The sequence below is a fragment of the Pseudomonas sp. AB39(2026) genome, assembly GCF_059831485.1.
On the sequence record NZ_CP195212.1, the window covers coordinates 3,144,008 to 3,159,648 of the forward strand.

The following is a 15,641-nucleotide window of genomic DNA, read 5'->3' on the forward strand; positions in this document are numbered from 1 at the left end:
ACCCTCATGCCTAAAAGCGTCATCCACAGCGACAAAGCCCCGGCTGCCATCGGTACCTACTCTCAAGCCATCAAAGCCGGGAATACCGTGTACATGTCCGGGCAGATCCCTCTGGACCCAGCCACCATGGAGCTGGTTGAAGGCTTCGAAGCGCAGACCGTACAGGTGTTCGAGAACCTCAAGTCTGTGGCGGAAGCAGCAGGCGGCTCGTTCAAAGATATCGTGAAGCTCAATATCTTCCTCACTGACCTCAGCAATTTCGCCACAGTGAACGAAGTCATGGGCCGCTATTTCCAGCAACCCTACCCTGCCCGCGCCGCCATTGGCGTTGCCGCGCTGCCCAAAGGCTCGCAGGTTGAAATGGACGCTATTCTGGTTTTGGAATGACCACTGGCGGCTTGCCTTCAAGCCGCGGCATTTATCTGCAAGGATTCTCCATGCGCACCCTGTTTCTAGCGATCCCCGTGATGGCGACGCTGCTCGCTGGCTGTGCGAGCCACCCTGTTGACGCAAGTGGCGTATGGGTGAACGAAAATGCAATAGAAGCTGCCCTCAAAGGCGGTAACCTGCGCCAGGCCCTGCTTGGCATGGGGCCTACACTGGAATGGCAGATCGACTCGGCCGCCAGCAAGGCTACATCCAGTAATGGCTTCGAAGTGGCTGAGGGCTCTCTTGCTACCACAGGCAAAGGCGAGTGGCGTGTCGACTTCTACGGTAATGGCGCCGAAAACCTTGCGCTCGAAGGCAAGGAGCTCGTTCAGAGCGCCAGTGACACCGCAGCCGAGCAACGCTTCACACGGCCCGAACCTGCTCAGGCTGCACTGCCGCCGGGCGGGGCATTCGAGCACCAGCTGTATGCTGCCTACATGGGCGGTAACTGGGCGGTTAGCGAAGGTACAGGGTTAGGCGCTGCTGTTCGCTTCCTGCCGGATGGGCACGTTGAAGGCCTGGAAGGCATTGATCGCTATGCCCTGTGCCTAGGCGGTGACTGCGCAGCCATGAGTGGCGCATTCGACAGCATCTGGCTGCAGGGCGGCGACCAGGGTGCAGCTTATATTCTTCAGCGTACCGATCATCAGCTGGATATCTATCAGGCCGCCAACCAGGCGGCGGAAGGCGAGATGCCTAGCCTGCGACCCGGTGCAGTAGCCTGGCGGCTTACGCGCTAAGCGGTCTACGTTTCAAGCAGGGTGGCATACCCCTCACGGTAGGTTGTGTAACGAGGCACCCACCCCGTGCCTCTGGCCAAGGCATTGCTGCATCGCTTGCTGCCTGTGCGGCGCAACGGTGCCTGCTGCAGCTCTGCTTGTACACCTAACCGTTCTCTTAACCACGCCAGCACCTCGTGCAGGGCTGCCGGGGCGTCATCCACACCCAGGTAGCAGCCCGCGAGTGACAGGCCGGCCCAATCCTGGCGCAGCAAATGAGCAATGAGGCCAGCAGCGTCGTCAGCATGGATTCGGTTGCCGTACTGGGGTGGCTCTTGCTCGGCGTAATAGCCTTGCCTTGCCTGGTTAATCAACCGCTCCCGCCCAGGGCCGTAGATGCCTGTCAGCCTTACCACCGTCGCAGGCGTTGAGCTGGCATATGCCAGCGCTTCGGCTTCCAGCATTACTGCACCTGAATAGCCTGCCGGTTCAGTGGGCGATGTTTCGGTCACCCAATCGCCGTTTGTCTGCCCATAGACACTGCTGCTGGATACGAACACCAGCCGCCGTGGCGCTTGCCCATGCTGCCTGATCCAGCTCATTACATTAGCTAACCCGTCAATGTAGGCACGGCGATACCCCGCCTCATCGTGCTGGTCGGCCGCTACGGCATAGACAAGGTAGTCCGGGGCAAGCGTTTCCCAGCCCGCTGGGCAACGAGCATCGTTGAAATCGGCGCCAAGCCCCGCCACACCCTGTGGCAAACGTGCCGGATTGCGACGTACGCCCGTCACTCGCCAGCCGGCCTGCTGAAGCTGCAGCGCAAGGCGGCTGCCTACGTCACCGCAACCGGCAATAACTACTTGGGGAATGCTCATGGTTACCTCAATAAAGGGCCGATACACCCGCCCATATGAAAAATCCGACGCAAATGCTTCTGCTATTAAGAATTACTTGCAATAATGCCGCATTCTTTGTCCCGGCGCCCCTCTGCCTGCATGGACTGCCACCTACATTATTCGGGTTCAGCCAGCATGACTTCTACTCCGCTATCTACATCGCTTTCCACGGTACGCCTAGTGCCACGTGCCTGGGCCACCCTTGCCGTTCTGCTTGCGAGCCTGGCAACGCCGGTAGCGTTTGCAGACACGCCTGCAGCATCGTCGCCACCTGCAACCCTGACGGCCCCAGCTACGACCGAGGCACCGGCTACTGATACCCCGGTTCTTGCTGAGGGTGCGCCAGACGTGGCCGATACGTCATTGAACCTTGGCCACGACCTGTCGCCCTGGGGCATGTACCAGAACGCCGACATTGTGGTGAAGGCCGTCATGATCGGCCTCGCCATCGCCTCCATCATCACCTGGACGCTATGGGTTGCCAAAGGCCTGGAAGTACTAGGCGCCAAGCGCCGCCTGCGCCGCGAAATCGACGTACTTAAGCGCGCGGCCACCCTTAAGGCTGCTGGCGACGCCACCAATCATCCCGGCACCCTGGCGCACCTGCTGGTACAAGATGCAATGGAAGAACTGCAGCTGTCTGCAAATGCACGTGACAAAGATGGCATCAAGGAGCGCGTTAGCTTCCGCCTGGAGCGCCTTGTTGCTGCCTGCGGCCGCAAGATGAGCAGCGGCACTGGGGTGTTGGCGACCATCGGTTCGACTGCCCCCTTCGTGGGTTTGTTCGGCACGGTATGGGGCATCATGAACAGTTTCATCGGCATCGCCAAAACCCAGACCACCAACCTTGCGGTGGTCGCGCCTGGTATTGCCGAAGCGTTGTTGGCAACGGCCTTGGGCCTGGTGGCAGCCATTCCTGCGGTAGTGATCTATAACGTGTTTGCCCGCTCTATCACCGGTTACAAGGCGCAGGTTGCCGACGCCAGTGCCCAGGTACTGCTGCTGGTAAGCCGTGACCTGGACCACCAGCCAGCCGAACGTGCAAGCCAGCCTCACACCATGGTCAAAGTGGGTTAAGCATGGGCCTGCACCTGAAGGAAGGCGCTGACGAGCTCGCCGAAAACCACGAAATCAACGTTACGCCCTTTATCGACGTAATGCTGGTTCTGCTCATCATCTTCATGGTCGCCGCGCCATTAGCCACTGTAGATATAAAGGTCGATTTGCCTGCCTCAACAGCCAAGCCCTCGCCCCGGCCTGAGAAGCCAGTGTTCCTAAGTGTGAAGGCAGACAAGCAGCTGTACCTGGGTGACGATGCCGTGGACAGAGCCGCATTGGGCCAGGTGCTCGACGCCCGTACCCATGGAAAAAAGGACACTACGATTTTCTTCCAGGCTGACAAAGGCGTGGATTACGGCGACTTGATGGAAGTCATGGATGCCCTGCGCAGCGCCGGCTACCTGAAGGTAGGCCTGGTAGGGCTTGAGACGGCAGGCAAGCAATGATCGCCGCCAGTCGCCCCCTACCGGAATTCACGCGGTATGGCGGTAGCCTGCTGCTGGTGCTGGCCGTACATGCAGTGGCTATTGCGGTTGCCTTGAACTGGAAAAGCTCACCCTCGCCTGCACCATTGCCACCACCTGCGATGATGATGGAGCTGGCCCCATTACCCGAGCCCCAACCATTGCCGCCACCGGTGGTACAGCCGCCTGCGCCGGTTGAGGAGCCGCCACTGCCCAAGGTCGTGGAGGCGCCCAAGCCTGTGATCGAAGTGCCCAAGCCCAAGCCTAAACCCAAGCCGCAACCGCCTAAGCCGCAGCCTAAGCCACAACCGCAGCCCCCCAAGGAGGTTCCGGTGGAGCAACCCGCGGCTGCCGCTGCGCCTGCACCTGCCAAGGCGCCTGCTGCGCCGCCTGCGCCACCGCCCCCTCCCGCCAATGCAGCGCCAAGCTGGCAAGGCGAGATCATGGCCCGCTTGCAGCGCTTCAAGGAGTACCCTCCGCCAGCACGCGCCCGTGGGACCACGGGTACAGTGGTAGTGGAATTCACCATGGACGCCCAAGGCCGCGTGCTGGATTCTAGCGTTTTAACCAGCTCTGGCAGCAGCCTTCTGGACCGTGCAGCCCTGCGTGCGGTAAGCCGTGCCCAGCCGCTGCCGGTACCGCCCGCAAGCCAATTGATCAATGGCACGGTAAAGCTCAAGGCACCGTTCAATTTCACACTTACGAAATAAACGTATTTTGTTGCACGCTTAAGCGTTCGATAACGTGCGTCTATCGACGGCAGCCGCTATGCTGGGGCGGCAACCTCATGGACGCCCGTTATGACCCTTACAGAACTACGCTACATCGTCACGCTCGCGCAGGAGCAGCACTTCGGCCATGCGGCTGAGCGCTGCCATGTGAGCCAGCCTACGTTATCGGTCGGGGTGAAAAAACTCGAAGACGAACTAGGCGTGCTGATCTTCGAGCGCAGCAAGAGCGCCGTCCGGCTCACACCCGTGGGCGAAAGCATCGTGGCCCAGGCACAAAAGGTGCTTGAGCAGGCTCAAGGCATTCGTGAACTGGCGCAGGCAGGCAAGAACCAGCTCACTGCGCCATTGAAGGTAGGGGCTATCTATACCGTAGGGCCTTACCTGTTCCCCCACCTTATTCCACAGCTGCACCGGGTTGCCCCGCAGATGCCGCTGTACATCGAAGAAAACTTTACCCACCTGCTGCGCGACAAGCTGCGTAACGGTGAGTTGGATGCGGTGATTGTAGCCCTGCCGTTCAACGAAGCCGATGTGCTGACGCTGCCCCTGTACGATGAGCCTTTCCAGGTGCTGATGCCCAGTGACCACCCGTGGACACGCAAGGAAACCATCGACTCGGCCCTGCTTAACGATAAGAGCCTGTTGCTACTGGGTGAAGGCCACTGCTTCCGTGACCAAGTGCTCGAAGCCTGCCCAACCATGGGCAAAGGTGCAGAAGCGGCCAGGCATACCACGGTGGAATCCAGCTCACTGGAAACCATTCGCCACATGGTTGCTTCGGGGCTGGGCGTATCGGTACTTCCTCTTTCGGCGGTCCATAGCCACCACTATGCACCAGGGGTGATCGAGGTACGGCCCATGACGGCACCCGCACCTTTCCGCACGGTGGCCATCGCCTGGCGTGCAAGCTTCCCACGGCCCAAGGCTATTGAAATACTGGCCGACTCGATTCGCCTGTGCTCAGTGGCCAAGGCACCCAACCCACCTGCCAAAGCCTCTGTATGACCGAACTGGCCGGTGTGCCAGTTACGGCACTCAAGGGCGTAGGCGATGCCATGGCGGAAAAGCTCGCCAAGGTAGGCCTTGAAACCGTACAAGACGTACTGTTCCACCTGCCCCTGCGCTATCAGGACCGAACCCGGATAATACCCATCGCAAGCCTGCGCCCTGGCCAGGACGCCGTCATTGAAGGCACGGTGCGCGGGGCAGATGTCATGATGGGCAAGCGGCGTAGCCTGCTGGTGCGCCTGGGCGATGACACAGGCGTGGTGAGCCTGCGTTTTTATCACTTCAGTAATGCGCAGAAGGAAGCCCTCAAGCGCGGGACTGCCGTGCGCTGCTATGGTGAAGCCCGGCCGGGGGCCTCGGGGCTGGAGATCTACCATCCCGAGTACCGCGCACTGATCGAAGACGAGCCTGCCCCAGTCGAACAGACCCTTACGCCCATCTACCCATCGACCGAAGGCCTGACGCAGCAACGCCTGCGCCAACTGTGTGTTCAAAGCCTGGCCATGCTGGGTCCTCGTAGCTTGCCCGACTGGTTGCCTGATGAAGTGGCAAAGGCGCATCACCTGGGTGCATTGGCAGATGCCATTCGCTATCTGCATCAGCCCCCTGCCGATGCCGACGTGGATGAATTGGCCTTGGGTCATCACTGGGCGCAGGAGCGCCTGATCTTCGAAGAACTGCTTACCCATCAATTATCGCAGCAGCGGCTTCGAGAAAGCGTTCGCGCCCAGCAGGCGCCACCCCTTCCTCTTCCTCGGACCCTGCCGGCGCGTTACCTGGCGAACCTGGGCTTTGCGCCTACGGGTGCCCAGCAACGTGTTGGCAAGGAGATCAGCTACGACCTCAGCCAGAATTCGCCCATGCTGCGCTTGGTACAGGGCGATGTAGGCGCAGGCAAAACGGTAGTCGCGGCTTTGGCGGCCCTGCAGGCCATTGAGGCGGGCTACCAGGTTGCCCTGATGGCACCCACTGAAATCCTCGCAGAGCAACATTACCTCAACTTCCAGCGCTGGTTCGAGCCATTGGGGGTTGAAGTGGCCTGGTTGGCTGGCAAACTAAAGGGCAAGGTGAGGCAGGCCGCGCTGGAGCGTATCGCCAGCGGCGCGCCCATGGTGGTGGGTACGCATGCGTTGTTCCAGCCTGAGGTCTGTTTCAGCCGCCTGGCGCTGGCAATCATCGACGAACAACACCGTTTCGGTGTGCAGCAGCGCCTGGCCTTGAGGCAGAAAGGCGTGGACGGTCGTTTATGCCCGCATCAGCTGATCATGACCGCTACACCCATCCCGCGGACGTTGGCCATGAGCGCCTATGCGGACCTGGACACCTCTGTGCTCGACGAGCTGCCCCCCGGCCGTACCCCGGTTAATACCGTGCTGGTGGCAGACAGTCGCCGTATTGAAGTGGTCGAACGCGTACGCGCTGCCTGCGCCGAGGGGCGCCAGGCGTATTGGGTATGTACGCTGATCGAAGAGTCCGAGGAGCTGACCTGCCAGGCCGCGGAAACCACGTTCGAAGAGCTTACCAGCGCCTTAGGTGAATTGCGGGTAGGGCTGGTACACGGCCGAATGAAACCGGCAGAAAAAGCCGACGTCATGGCGCGATTCAAGCAGGGCGAACTCCAACTGCTGGTGGCCACCACTGTAATTGAAGTGGGAGTAGACGTGCCCAACGCCAGTCTGATGATCATTGAAAACCCCGAGCGCCTGGGCCTGTCACAGCTGCACCAGCTACGTGGCCGCGTAGGCCGTGGCAGCGCAGCCAGTCATTGTGTATTGCTGTACCACCCCCCACTCTCCTTCATTGGCCGTGAGCGCTTGGGTATCATGCGCGAAACCAATGACGGCTTTGTGATCGCTGAAAAAGACCTGGAGCTGCGTGGGCCTGGTGAAATGCTCGGTACACGGCAAACGGGCCTGCTACAGTTCAAAGTGGCTGACCTGATGCGAGATGCGCATTTGTTGCCTGCGGTACGTGAAGCCGCGCAGCAACTGATCGCACGCTGGCCTGACCACGTAACACCCCTGCTTGAACGCTGGCTGCGACACGGGCAGCAATACGGCCAAGTGTAAAACGCCTTTCTTAATGTGACCGCGAGTTTTCCCTAGAGGGGTATACTGCGGCTTTGTAAACGTTCGGATACAGCCATGACTGAAGTTGCCCTGGAAGTAGCAACACCGCACGCTCCCGATGCCATCCAGCAGTTGCTGCGCACCCATGGCATCGGCTATCGCGAGGTGACTGACTCACCCCTGCTCAACCCTGCCCGCCAAGTGCAAGCGGTTCTGCTAGGAGATGCGGTTGGCCTGCTTCTGGTGCTGCTGCGCAAGGACCAACTGCTGGACCTCACGCGCCTGGCCGAGATCTATGGCCGTACCCTGACTGCCGTGCCGCTTGAGAAACTCACCAGGCTGCTACACCCCCTGAACCTGGGCGAGTTGCCCGGTATTCCACTGGCCGTCAGCGCGCCTTGTGTCTATGACGAGCGCTTGCTGGACATCGAGTATGTGTTGGTCGCTTCGGGTCAACCGGGCATTCTCCTGGAAATCTCCACCGACCAAGACCAGTTCCGCAAGGCCTTGGCCAATGCCAGCTCGGCCCGGTTTGGCGAAGACGTGCGCAAGCCAACGGTGCAACCGCTATCGGGTTCCTTGAGTGTCATATCCAAGGGTGTGCAGGCGTTTACTGCCCGGCGTATCCAGCAGCGCCTTGAGGACACCATCGAGATCCCGCCCCTGGCGACTACCGCGCAGAAGATCATCAAGCTACGGGTAGACCCGGATGCCAGCACTGACGATGTGACCGGCGTGGTGGAAACTGACCCCGCGCTGGCCGCGCAGGTCGTGAGCTGGGCTGCATCGCCTTATTACGGCTCGGTTGGCAAGATCCGCTCCGTAGAAGATGCCATTGTGCGGGTGCTAGGTTTCGACCTGGTAATCAACTTGGCTCTAGGCCTGGCCTTGGGTAAAACCCTCACCTTGCCCAAAGACAAACCGCAGCATGCCACGCCCTATTGGCAGCAGTCGCTGTATACCGCCGCGGTGGTCGAAGGCCTTACCCGTGCCATGCCGCGTGCCGAGCGCCCTGAAGCGGGTCTTACTTATCTGGGTGGCCTGCTGCACAACTTCGGTTACCTGCTGCTGGCGCATGTCTTCCCGCCACACTTTTCGCTGGTGTGCCGCCACCTTGAGGTCAATCCACACCTGCCTCATGCCTACGTTGAACACCACTTGCTGGGGATCAGCCGCGAGCAGGTAGGGGCTTGGCTGATGAGGCACTGGGACATGCCAGACGAACTGGTCACGGCCCTGCAATATCAGAATGACGCTACCTACGAGGGTGAGCATGCCGTGTATGCCAACCTGGTGTGCCTGGCCGTGCGCCTGTTGCGTACCCGTGGCAAAGGTTTCGAGGTGGAAGAAGAGATTCCCGAAGCGCTATTGGCACGGCTGAGCATTACCCGCGAGAAGGCGGATGATGTAGTCACCAAGGTATTGAATGCCGAACAGCTGCTACGTGAGCTGGCACAGCAGTTCGGGCAAGGTTAAACCTCCTGCCGTGTCGCATGGGCCGGGGCGCCACCCCCGGCTCATGCCTATCAATAGCACCGGCCGCTAGTAGTTAGCCAATACTCTCGCGCAGGTTCTTGCCCGGCTTGAACGCCACGGTGTTGCTTGCGCGAATCTTCACCGGCTCACCTGTCTGCGGGTTTTTGCCCGTACGGGCGCCACGATGGCGCTTTTCGAAGGTACCAAAGCCCACAAGGGTAACGTTGCCCTTGTTGACCGCTTGAGTAATTTGTTCAAGCAGCACGTTCAGCACGCGGTTGGCTTCGTCTTTCGTAATGTCGGCCCGGTCGGCGATAGCCTGGGCGAGTTCAGGTTTGCGCATGAATGATGCCTCTTCGCAATTTTTGTTTTTATGGCCAGCCGGGCGTACCCGTGCCGGATGTGCGCGTGGACCCCTATCCACGGCTGACGCATCGAGAATGGCACGCCCAGCGCACCCGCGCCAGTGCTACAAACGGCTTTATTACGGTTATTTCGGGCAAATTCCGACGGCTAGTACAACCGCCTTACAGGACTTCGATCATTTCAAAGTCGGTTTTCCCCACCCCGCAGTCGGGGCATAGCCAATCCTCGGGGACGTCTTCCCAGCGTGTACCCGGAGCCAGGCCTTCGTCTGGATCGCCCGCCACTTCATCGTAAATGTAGCCACATACCACACACTGCCATTTCTTCATGTCACGCCTCTTCGTTGCGTCTGGCCAAGTACTGGAGCCGCTGACCATTCATGCTAAGCTCACGGCCTGCCTATTGCCATGTTCCATACCGTGCCGCTGCCTGCCGATGTTTCCCGACTGCCCGACTGGGCAGGCCTTGCCAAGCCTGCCGATACCCTGTGTCAGAACTGGTTGTTCGATACAGGTTCATTGACGCGTCGGCTCAAACAGCTTTCAGCCGGTCACTTTTCGGTAACGCCTCTTCGGCAAGGGCTGGCCGAACTGCGCGAAGACGAATGTCAGGCATTGGGCCTTGCGCCAGGGACAAAAGGCTGGGTACGCGAAGTGTACCTCAATGGTCGAGGCAGCCCTTGGGTGTTTGCCCGCAGCGTGGCTAGCCAGCAGGCGTTGGGGCAAGATGATTTTCCTCTGACCGTACTAGGTTCGCGATCCTTGGGCGAGTTGTTGTTTGTAGAAGGCGGCTTCAGCCGAGGCCCGATCGAAACCTGCCTGTATCCAACCGGCCTGCTCCCAGGCAGCCCATTGCATAATGCCCCGTGGGCACGTCGCTCGCGCTTTGATCGCGGTACGCTAAGCCTGCTGGTGGCCGAAGTGTTCCTGCCTGAATTCTGGGCTACGGTGCCCTGCTATCTGGAGACGCCCTGATGTACGTGCGCCTGCTTCACACCATGAACCGCTTGCATCCACGCGCATGGGACTTCATCCAGCTTACTCGACTGGACAAGCCCATCGGTGTTTATTTGCTGTTGTGGCCTACCTTGTGGGCTTTGTGGATTGCAGGCAACGGCCAGCCTTCGCTTGGTAACCTGGCTATCTTCGTATTGGGCGTCATCCTGATGCGGGCAGCCGGCTGCGTCATCAACGACTTTGCCGACCGCAAGGTCGATGGCCATGTACAGCGCACCGAACAGCGACCTTTGGTTAGTGGAAGAATACGCAGCTCAGAGGCGCTGGTGTTCTTTGCCTTACTGGTCAGCCTGAGCTTCCTGCTAGTGCTATGTACCAATGCTGCCACCATAGCGCTGTCGCTGGGCGGGTTGGCCCTGGCGGCTTGCTACCCCTTCATGAAGCGGTACACCTATTACCCCCAGGTTGTATTGGGCGCTGCCTTCTCATGGGGCATGCCCATGGCTTTCACAGCCGAAACCGGCCACGTACCAGCGGCAGCCTGGTGGCTGTACCTGGCCAACCTGCTGTGGACCGTGGCCTACGACACGTACTACGCGATGACGGATCGAGAAGACGATCTGCGCATAGGCGTCAAATCCACAGCAATTTTATTTGGAGCCTGGGACAGGGCAATCATCGGCCTGCTTCAGGGGCTGGCTATCCTCTGCCTGCTGTTGGCCGGCACTTCATTCGGGCTGGGGGGATGGTTCCATGCAGGGCTCGCCGTGGCAGCAGCCTGCTTTGTATGGGAAGCCTGGCACACGCGTACCCGGGAGCGCTTGGCCTGCTTCAAAGCCTTTTTGCACAACCACTGGGCCGGAATGGCGATTTTTGTTGGCATTGTGCTGGACTACGCCGCGCGTTAAGAGCCTGCCCATAATCGCGCGCTCGGCACCTGGAATGCTGTAACACTTGGCTCATAAGTTGTTACCCTTCCCAGGACTGTCATGTGACTGCAATATTTCCGTTATCTAATGCAGCCCAACATCCAGGACAGGCTGAGGTTAAACCATGGTTGGCAAAAGCATTCTCATCGTCGACGACGAAGCACCTATTCGCGAGATGATCGCCGTTGCCTTGGAAATGGCCGGCTATGACTGCCTGGAAGCGGAAAACAGCCAACAGGCCCACGCCGTTATCGTCGACCGCAAGCCAGACCTCATCCTGCTGGACTGGATGCTGCCAGGCACCTCGGGCATCGAGCTGGCCCGCCGGCTCAAGCGTGACGAGCTCACTGCCGGCACCCCTATCATCATGCTGACGGCCAAGGGTGAAGAGGACAACAAGATCCAGGGCCTGGAAGTAGGTGCCGACGACTACATCACTAAGCCCTTCTCGCCGCGGGAGCTGGTGGCCCGCCTCAAGGCCGTGCTGCGGCGTGCAGGTGCCACGGACAACGAAACCCCCATCGAAGTGGGCGGGTTACTGCTGGACCCTATCAGCCACCGTGTCACCATCGATGGCCGCCCTGCCGACATGGGGCCTACCGAGTACCGGCTGCTGCAGTTCTTCATGACCCACCAAGAGCGTGCCTATACGCGCGGCCAGTTACTGGACCAGGTCTGGGGCGGCAACGTTTATGTGGAGGAGCGTACGGTGGATGTGCATATCCGGCGGCTGCGCAAGGCCTTGGGAGAGGCTTATGAAAACCTGGTGCAGACCGTTCGTGGGACCGGGTATCGCTTTTCCACCAAAGGCTGAACGGCCAGGCACTGCAAAGGATTGATTGCCCATTGAACCGGAACTGGCACGCCGTTCTGCTCCGCCAACTACTGCTGCTGATCAGCGCATGCCTGCTGTTAGGGTTGCTTACCGGCCACTACGGCCTTTGCCTTGCCCTGGGCCTTGGCCTGTACCTGGCCAACACCCTGCGGCACCTGCTTCGCCTACAGCACTGGCTTCACCACCAGCAGCCTGACGAGCCACCCCCTGAGGGAACAGGACTCTGGGGCGATGTGCTCGACACTCTTTATAACCTGCAACGTAAGGACAGCCGCGCACGTGCGCGCTTGCAGGGCGTGATCGACCGGGTGCAGGAATCCACTGCCGCCTTGCGCGAAGCGGTGGTCATGCTGGACACCGACGGCAACCTGGAGTGGTGGAACCGTGCAGCCGAAACCCTGCTGGGGTTGAAGACCCCCCAGGATGGCGGGCAGCCCATCACAAACCTGGTACGCCACCCGCGGTTCAAAGAGTACTTCGAAGCCGAGCATTACGCCGAACCGCTGGAGATGCCCTCTCCCCTTAATGACCGCTTGCGCCTTCAGTTCATGATTACCCGGTATGGCAATAACGAACACTTGATGGTGGTACGCGATGTCACCCGTATTCATCAGCTGGAGCAGATGCGCAAAGACTTTATCGCAAACGTATCCCACGAACTGCGCACACCGCTGACGGTGATCACGGGCTACCTGGAAACCTTGCTGGACAATGCCGGCCACCTCAACCCGCGCTGGCTGCGTGCCTTGCAGCAGATGCAGCAACAAGGCAGCCGCATGCAAACCTTGCTTAACGACCTGTTGCTGCTAGCCAAGCTGGAAGCAACCGACTACCCCTCTGACAACCAGCCCGTAGACGTAAATACCCTGTTGCAGAGCATCGCCAACGATGCCACCGCGCTGTCTGGCGAGCGGCATCACCAGGTCACGCTGGAGGCCTCACCGGGCCTGCATATGAAGGGGAGCGAACCGGAGCTGCGCAGTGCGTTCTCCAACCTGGTATTCAACGGCATCAAATACACGCCAGACAACGGCCGGGTTCACGTGCGCTGGTGGCAGGATGAGTACGGTGCACACCTGAGCGTCCAAGACTCGGGCATCGGGATCGAACCCAAGCATATACCGCGGCTCACCGAACGGTTCTATCGTGTGGACTCAAGCCGCAGCTCCAGCACCGGCGGTACAGGGTTGGGCCTGGCCATCGTCAAGCATGTATTGCTACGCCACAAAGGTACGCTGGAAATCACCAGCGTACCCGGCAAAGGCAGCACCTTTACCTGCCATTTTCCCGCTGCGCTTGCAGTGACCGCCGAATGCGATAACTGAACGCGACACAAGCGTTCTGTAGGAATTGGCTACGTTTTAACACTGGCAAAGCGTGTGGGTAATCGCTAAATTGCTTCATTCGTGCCCGCGGAGGGTACGAACCTCCTTAATCAGCATGGATTCCAAACGTCCCCAATGGACCCTTCCCCTGCGTTATCGCTGTCTGCACTCTTCGCCGATTTCGGCATGATCCTTTTTGCCCTGTTTCTCGTCCTGCTCAACGGCTTCTTCGTTGCTGCAGAATTCGCCATGGTCAAGCTGCGCGCCACGCGGGTTGAATCCATTGCCGAAAAACAGGGTTGGCGTGGCAAGATCCTACGTACCGTCCATAGCCAACTGGATGCCTACCTGTCAGCCTGCCAGCTGGGTATCACCCTGGCTTCCCTGGGCCTTGGCTGGGTCGGTGAGCCGGCGTTCGCACACCTGCTGGAGCCTTTGCTCGGCGCCTTGGGCGTTGAATCGGCTGAAGTGATCAAAGGGGCTTCGTTCTTCACAGCGTTCTTCGTGATTTCCTACCTGCACATCGTGGTAGGCGAGCTGGCGCCCAAGTCCTGGGCCATTCGAAAGCCTGAGCTGCTGTCCTTATGGACCGCCGTACCGTTGTACCTCTTCTATTGGGCCATGTACCCCGCCATCTACCTGCTGAACGCCAGTGCCAATGGCATCCTGCGCATCGCCGGTCAGGGAGAGCCCGGCCCGCACCATGAGCACAGCTACAGCCGGGAAGAGCTCAAGCTGATTCTGCACTCCAGCCGTGGGCAGGACCCAAGCGACCAGGGCATGCGCGTGCTGGCATCGGCTGTGGAAATGGGCGAGCTGGAAGTGGTGGACTGGGCCAATTCCCGTGAAGACCTGATTGTGCTGGAGTATGAAGCGCCACTGAAGGAAATCCTCGCCACCTTCCGCCGGCACAAGTACAGCCGCTACCCGGTATACGACAGCAGCCGTGGTGAATTCGTAGGCCTGCTGCACATCAAGGACCTGCTGCTGGAACTGGCCGCACTGGATCACGTGCCTGCGTCGTTCAACCTGGCCGAGCTTACCCGCCCCTTGGAACGAGTGTCCCGTCACATGCCCCTGGCCGAGCTGTTGGAACAGTTCCGTACGGGCGCTGCCCACTTTGCGCTGGTTGAAGAAGCCGACGGTAATGTGATTGGCTACCTGACCATGGAAGACGTGCTGGAAGTCCTGGTAGGCGATATTCAGGACGAACATCGCAAGGCCGAGCGTGGGATCGTGGCCTATCAGCCGGGCAAGCTGCTGGTGCGTGGCGATACCCCTCTGTTCAAGGTCGAACGCCTGCTGGGCGTGGACCTGGACCACATAGAGGCTGAAACCTTGGCAGGCCTGGTCTATGACAGCCTTAATAGGGTGCCGGAAGACGAAGAGGTTATCGAGGTCGAAGGCTTGCGCATCATCATCAAGAAGATGAAAGGCCCGAAGATCGTACTGGCCAAAGTGCTCAAGATCAGCTGATCACTGCCCTCCTACTGCGAAGTTCGGCAGCGCCTGTAGGGGGCTGTCGAATTCGTAAGGGATCGACTCCAACCCTGCCCCTGTATTTCGCTGTACCACGAAGTGCAGGTGGGGCCCGGTGCTGTGGCCGGTATTGCCTGATCGGCCAAGGGGCGAGCCTACCGTCACCTTGTCGCCTTCACGCACGGTAACCGAACCACGCATCAAATGCAGGTAAACGCCCATGGTGCCATCGCCATGAAGCACGCGCACAAAGTTGCCGGACGGCTGTGCACTGTCCGCACCCTGATTGTTCTCCACCTTGATCACTGTTCCGCCACGCGCTGCGATAATGGGGGTGCCTTCTGGCATGGCAATGTCGATGGCATAACGACCGCGTGCACCGGTATGGCTAAAGCGGCCATTAGGGCCCTGGCTGATGCGGAACGGGCCACCGACCCAAGGGAAGGGGTAGCGATAGGCACTGGGGCTGGTAGCAGGGTCCCCAAGGGCATAGCGAAACACAGGCGTGCCGGTGATAGGTGTGCCGGGCTTGGCAGGCGCAAGGGTTACGAGGGTCACCGTAGAGCGCGGCGCAATAGTTCGGCTGATGGTACTTAGAGGTAGCCCGGCCGTGTTGCGCAGCCCAGACAAGCGCAACTCCACCCTTACGGGCGCATACAGGTCATTCTGCGCTTGGTAGGTCACGGCATTGCCTGATCGCTGCGTGTTCAAGCGAACCTGACCCGCCAATGACTCCACCATGCGGTCTTCAAACACCAGCCGTTTGGCGCCTGGCGTAACGCGGTCGGTGTAGTTGACCACGCCTTTGCTATCCACAAACTTGTAGATAGCGGACGCCTGGGCATACCCGCAGGCTATGCAGAGCAACACAGGTAGCAGGCTGCGCCCTACCACTGC

The 15,641-nt window shown here is 59.9% G+C and carries 17 protein-coding genes; 13 read left to right on the forward strand and 4 right to left on the reverse strand.

From position 1 onward, the window contains the following. The first annotated feature begins 6 nt into the window (after window positions 1-6). Both ACSAMW_RS14530 and ACSAMW_RS14535 read left to right on the forward strand, forming a co-directional pair. Window positions 7-387 carry a RidA family protein gene (locus ACSAMW_RS14530; RefSeq protein WP_500590891.1) on the forward strand — a complete coding sequence of 127 codons (381 nt, stop codon included), beginning with the start codon at window positions 7-9 and terminating at the stop codon, window positions 385-387. Between the two features lie 50 nt (window positions 388-437). Beyond that, window positions 438-1,169, forward strand: a complete 732-nt coding sequence (locus tag ACSAMW_RS14535) for a hypothetical protein (protein ID WP_500590892.1) — start codon at window positions 438-440, stop codon at window positions 1,167-1,169. A gap of 5 nt (window positions 1,170-1,174) precedes the next feature. Here ACSAMW_RS14535 and ACSAMW_RS14540 read toward each other — a convergent pair whose 3' ends face one another. Then, entirely contained in the window at window positions 1,175-2,026 is an 852-nt protein-coding gene (locus ACSAMW_RS14540; RefSeq protein WP_500590893.1) for an NAD-dependent epimerase/dehydratase family protein, read from the reverse strand. A gap of 156 nt (window positions 2,027-2,182) precedes the next feature. Between ACSAMW_RS14540 and exbB the strand changes: the two genes are divergently transcribed. The 6 genes from exbB (at window position 2,183) to ACSAMW_RS14570 (ending at window position 8,854) form a co-directional block, all read left to right on the forward strand. Further along, window positions 2,183-3,124, forward strand: coding sequence for a tonB-system energizer ExbB (exbB, locus tag ACSAMW_RS14545; RefSeq protein ID WP_500590894.1), 942 nt, complete (start codon window positions 2,183-2,185; stop codon window positions 3,122-3,124). Window positions 3,125-3,126: 2 nt separating this feature from the next. After that, window positions 3,127-3,552, forward strand: a complete 426-nt coding sequence (exbD, locus tag ACSAMW_RS14550; RefSeq protein ID WP_500590895.1) for a TonB system transport protein ExbD — start codon at window positions 3,127-3,129, stop codon at window positions 3,550-3,552. After that, window positions 3,549-4,280, forward strand: coding sequence for an energy transducer TonB family protein (locus ACSAMW_RS14555; RefSeq protein ID WP_500590896.1), 732 nt, complete (start codon window positions 3,549-3,551; stop codon window positions 4,278-4,280). The genes exbD and ACSAMW_RS14555 overlap by 4 nt, the downstream gene beginning before the upstream one ends. 90 nt (window positions 4,281-4,370) lie before the next feature. Continuing rightward, window positions 4,371-5,306, forward strand: a complete 936-nt coding sequence (locus ACSAMW_RS14560; protein WP_168083459.1) for a hydrogen peroxide-inducible genes activator — start codon at window positions 4,371-4,373, stop codon at window positions 5,304-5,306. Beyond that, the gene (recG, locus tag ACSAMW_RS14565; RefSeq protein WP_500590897.1) at window positions 5,303-7,378 is read left to right on the forward strand and encodes an ATP-dependent DNA helicase RecG; all 2,076 of its coding nucleotides are present in this window, start codon (window positions 5,303-5,305) and stop codon (window positions 7,376-7,378) included. The genes ACSAMW_RS14560 and recG overlap by 4 nt, the downstream gene beginning before the upstream one ends. 75 nt (window positions 7,379-7,453) lie before the next feature. Continuing rightward, window positions 7,454-8,854, forward strand: coding sequence for an aminoacyl-tRNA deacylase and HDOD domain-containing protein (locus tag ACSAMW_RS14570; protein WP_500590898.1), 1,401 nt, complete (start codon window positions 7,454-7,456; stop codon window positions 8,852-8,854). Window positions 8,855-8,927: 73 nt separating this feature from the next. Here ACSAMW_RS14570 and ACSAMW_RS14575 read toward each other — a convergent pair whose 3' ends face one another. Then, window positions 8,928-9,197, reverse strand: coding sequence for an HU family DNA-binding protein (locus tag ACSAMW_RS14575; protein ID WP_500590899.1), 270 nt, complete (start codon window positions 9,195-9,197; stop codon window positions 8,928-8,930). Window positions 9,198-9,381: 184 nt separating this feature from the next. After that, window positions 9,382-9,549, reverse strand: coding sequence for a rubredoxin (gene rd / locus ACSAMW_RS14580; protein WP_168083463.1), 168 nt, complete (start codon window positions 9,547-9,549; stop codon window positions 9,382-9,384). Window positions 9,550-9,627: 78 nt separating this feature from the next. Here rd and ACSAMW_RS14585 point away from each other — a divergent pair, with 78 nt between their 5' ends. From ACSAMW_RS14585 to ACSAMW_RS14605, 5 genes are all read left to right on the forward strand, one after another. Next, complete coding sequence (locus tag ACSAMW_RS14585) at window positions 9,628-10,194, forward strand: chorismate--pyruvate lyase family protein (RefSeq protein WP_500590900.1); 567 nt, start codon at window positions 9,628-9,630, stop codon at window positions 10,192-10,194. Next, complete coding sequence (gene ubiA / locus ACSAMW_RS14590) at window positions 10,194-11,084, forward strand: 4-hydroxybenzoate octaprenyltransferase (RefSeq protein ID WP_500590901.1); 891 nt, start codon at window positions 10,194-10,196, stop codon at window positions 11,082-11,084. The genes ACSAMW_RS14585 and ubiA overlap by 1 nt, the downstream gene beginning before the upstream one ends. A 145-nt stretch (window positions 11,085-11,229) precedes the next feature. Then, window positions 11,230-11,919: a phosphate regulon transcriptional regulator PhoB gene (gene phoB / locus ACSAMW_RS14595; RefSeq protein ID WP_168083466.1), complete on the forward strand. Its 690-nt coding sequence runs from the start codon at window positions 11,230-11,232 to the stop codon at window positions 11,917-11,919. A gap of 32 nt (window positions 11,920-11,951) precedes the next feature. Further along, on the forward strand, window positions 11,952-13,265 hold the full coding sequence (phoR, locus tag ACSAMW_RS14600) for a phosphate regulon sensor histidine kinase PhoR (RefSeq protein ID WP_500590902.1): 1,314 nt from the start codon (window positions 11,952-11,954) through the stop codon (window positions 13,263-13,265). Between the two features lie 135 nt (window positions 13,266-13,400). Continuing rightward, window positions 13,401-14,741: a hemolysin family protein gene (locus ACSAMW_RS14605; RefSeq protein ID WP_500590903.1), complete on the forward strand. Its 1,341-nt coding sequence runs from the start codon at window positions 13,401-13,403 to the stop codon at window positions 14,739-14,741. On the opposite strand, the gene ACSAMW_RS14610 is transcribed toward ACSAMW_RS14605, so the two are convergent. Further along, window positions 14,742-15,638 (reverse strand): peptidoglycan DD-metalloendopeptidase family protein, encoded by an 897-nt coding sequence (locus ACSAMW_RS14610; protein WP_500594047.1) that lies wholly within the window; start codon window positions 15,636-15,638, stop codon window positions 14,742-14,744. It lies immediately after the preceding gene. Window positions 15,639-15,641 lie beyond the last annotated feature (3 nt).

What these genes read in the sequence shown, in the direction of transcription:
- ubiA (WP_500590901.1), top strand. Translation starts at nt 10,194, where the DNA reads ATGTACGTGCGCCTGCTTCACACCATGAACCGCTTGCATCCACGCGCA.
- ACSAMW_RS14585 (WP_500590900.1), top strand. Translation starts at nt 9,628, where the DNA reads ATGTTCCATACCGTGCCGCTGCCTGCCGATGTTTCCCGACTGCCCGAC.
- rd (WP_168083463.1), bottom strand. Translation starts at nt 9,549, where the DNA reads ATGAAGAAATGGCAGTGTGTGGTATGTGGCTACATTTACGATGAAGTG.
- ACSAMW_RS14560 (WP_168083459.1), top strand. Translation starts at nt 4,371, where the DNA reads ATGACCCTTACAGAACTACGCTACATCGTCACGCTCGCGCAGGAGCAG.
- exbB (WP_500590894.1), top strand. Translation starts at nt 2,183, where the DNA reads ATGACTTCTACTCCGCTATCTACATCGCTTTCCACGGTACGCCTAGTG.
- ACSAMW_RS14570 (WP_500590898.1), top strand. Translation starts at nt 7,454, where the DNA reads ATGACTGAAGTTGCCCTGGAAGTAGCAACACCGCACGCTCCCGATGCC.
- recG (WP_500590897.1), top strand. Translation starts at nt 5,303, where the DNA reads ATGACCGAACTGGCCGGTGTGCCAGTTACGGCACTCAAGGGCGTAGGC.
- ACSAMW_RS14530 (WP_500590891.1), top strand. Translation starts at nt 7, where the DNA reads ATGCCTAAAAGCGTCATCCACAGCGACAAAGCCCCGGCTGCCATCGGT.
- ACSAMW_RS14575 (WP_500590899.1), bottom strand. Translation starts at nt 9,197, where the DNA reads ATGCGCAAACCTGAACTCGCCCAGGCTATCGCCGACCGGGCCGACATT.
- ACSAMW_RS14555 (WP_500590896.1), top strand. Translation starts at nt 3,549, where the DNA reads ATGATCGCCGCCAGTCGCCCCCTACCGGAATTCACGCGGTATGGCGGT.
- phoB (WP_168083466.1), top strand. Translation starts at nt 11,230, where the DNA reads ATGGTTGGCAAAAGCATTCTCATCGTCGACGACGAAGCACCTATTCGC.
- ACSAMW_RS14535 (WP_500590892.1), top strand. Translation starts at nt 438, where the DNA reads ATGCGCACCCTGTTTCTAGCGATCCCCGTGATGGCGACGCTGCTCGCT.
- exbD (WP_500590895.1), top strand. Translation starts at nt 3,127, where the DNA reads ATGGGCCTGCACCTGAAGGAAGGCGCTGACGAGCTCGCCGAAAACCAC.
- ACSAMW_RS14540 (WP_500590893.1), bottom strand. Translation starts at nt 2,026, where the DNA reads ATGAGCATTCCCCAAGTAGTTATTGCCGGTTGCGGTGACGTAGGCAGC.
- ACSAMW_RS14605 (WP_500590903.1), top strand. Translation starts at nt 13,401, where the DNA reads ATGGACCCTTCCCCTGCGTTATCGCTGTCTGCACTCTTCGCCGATTTC.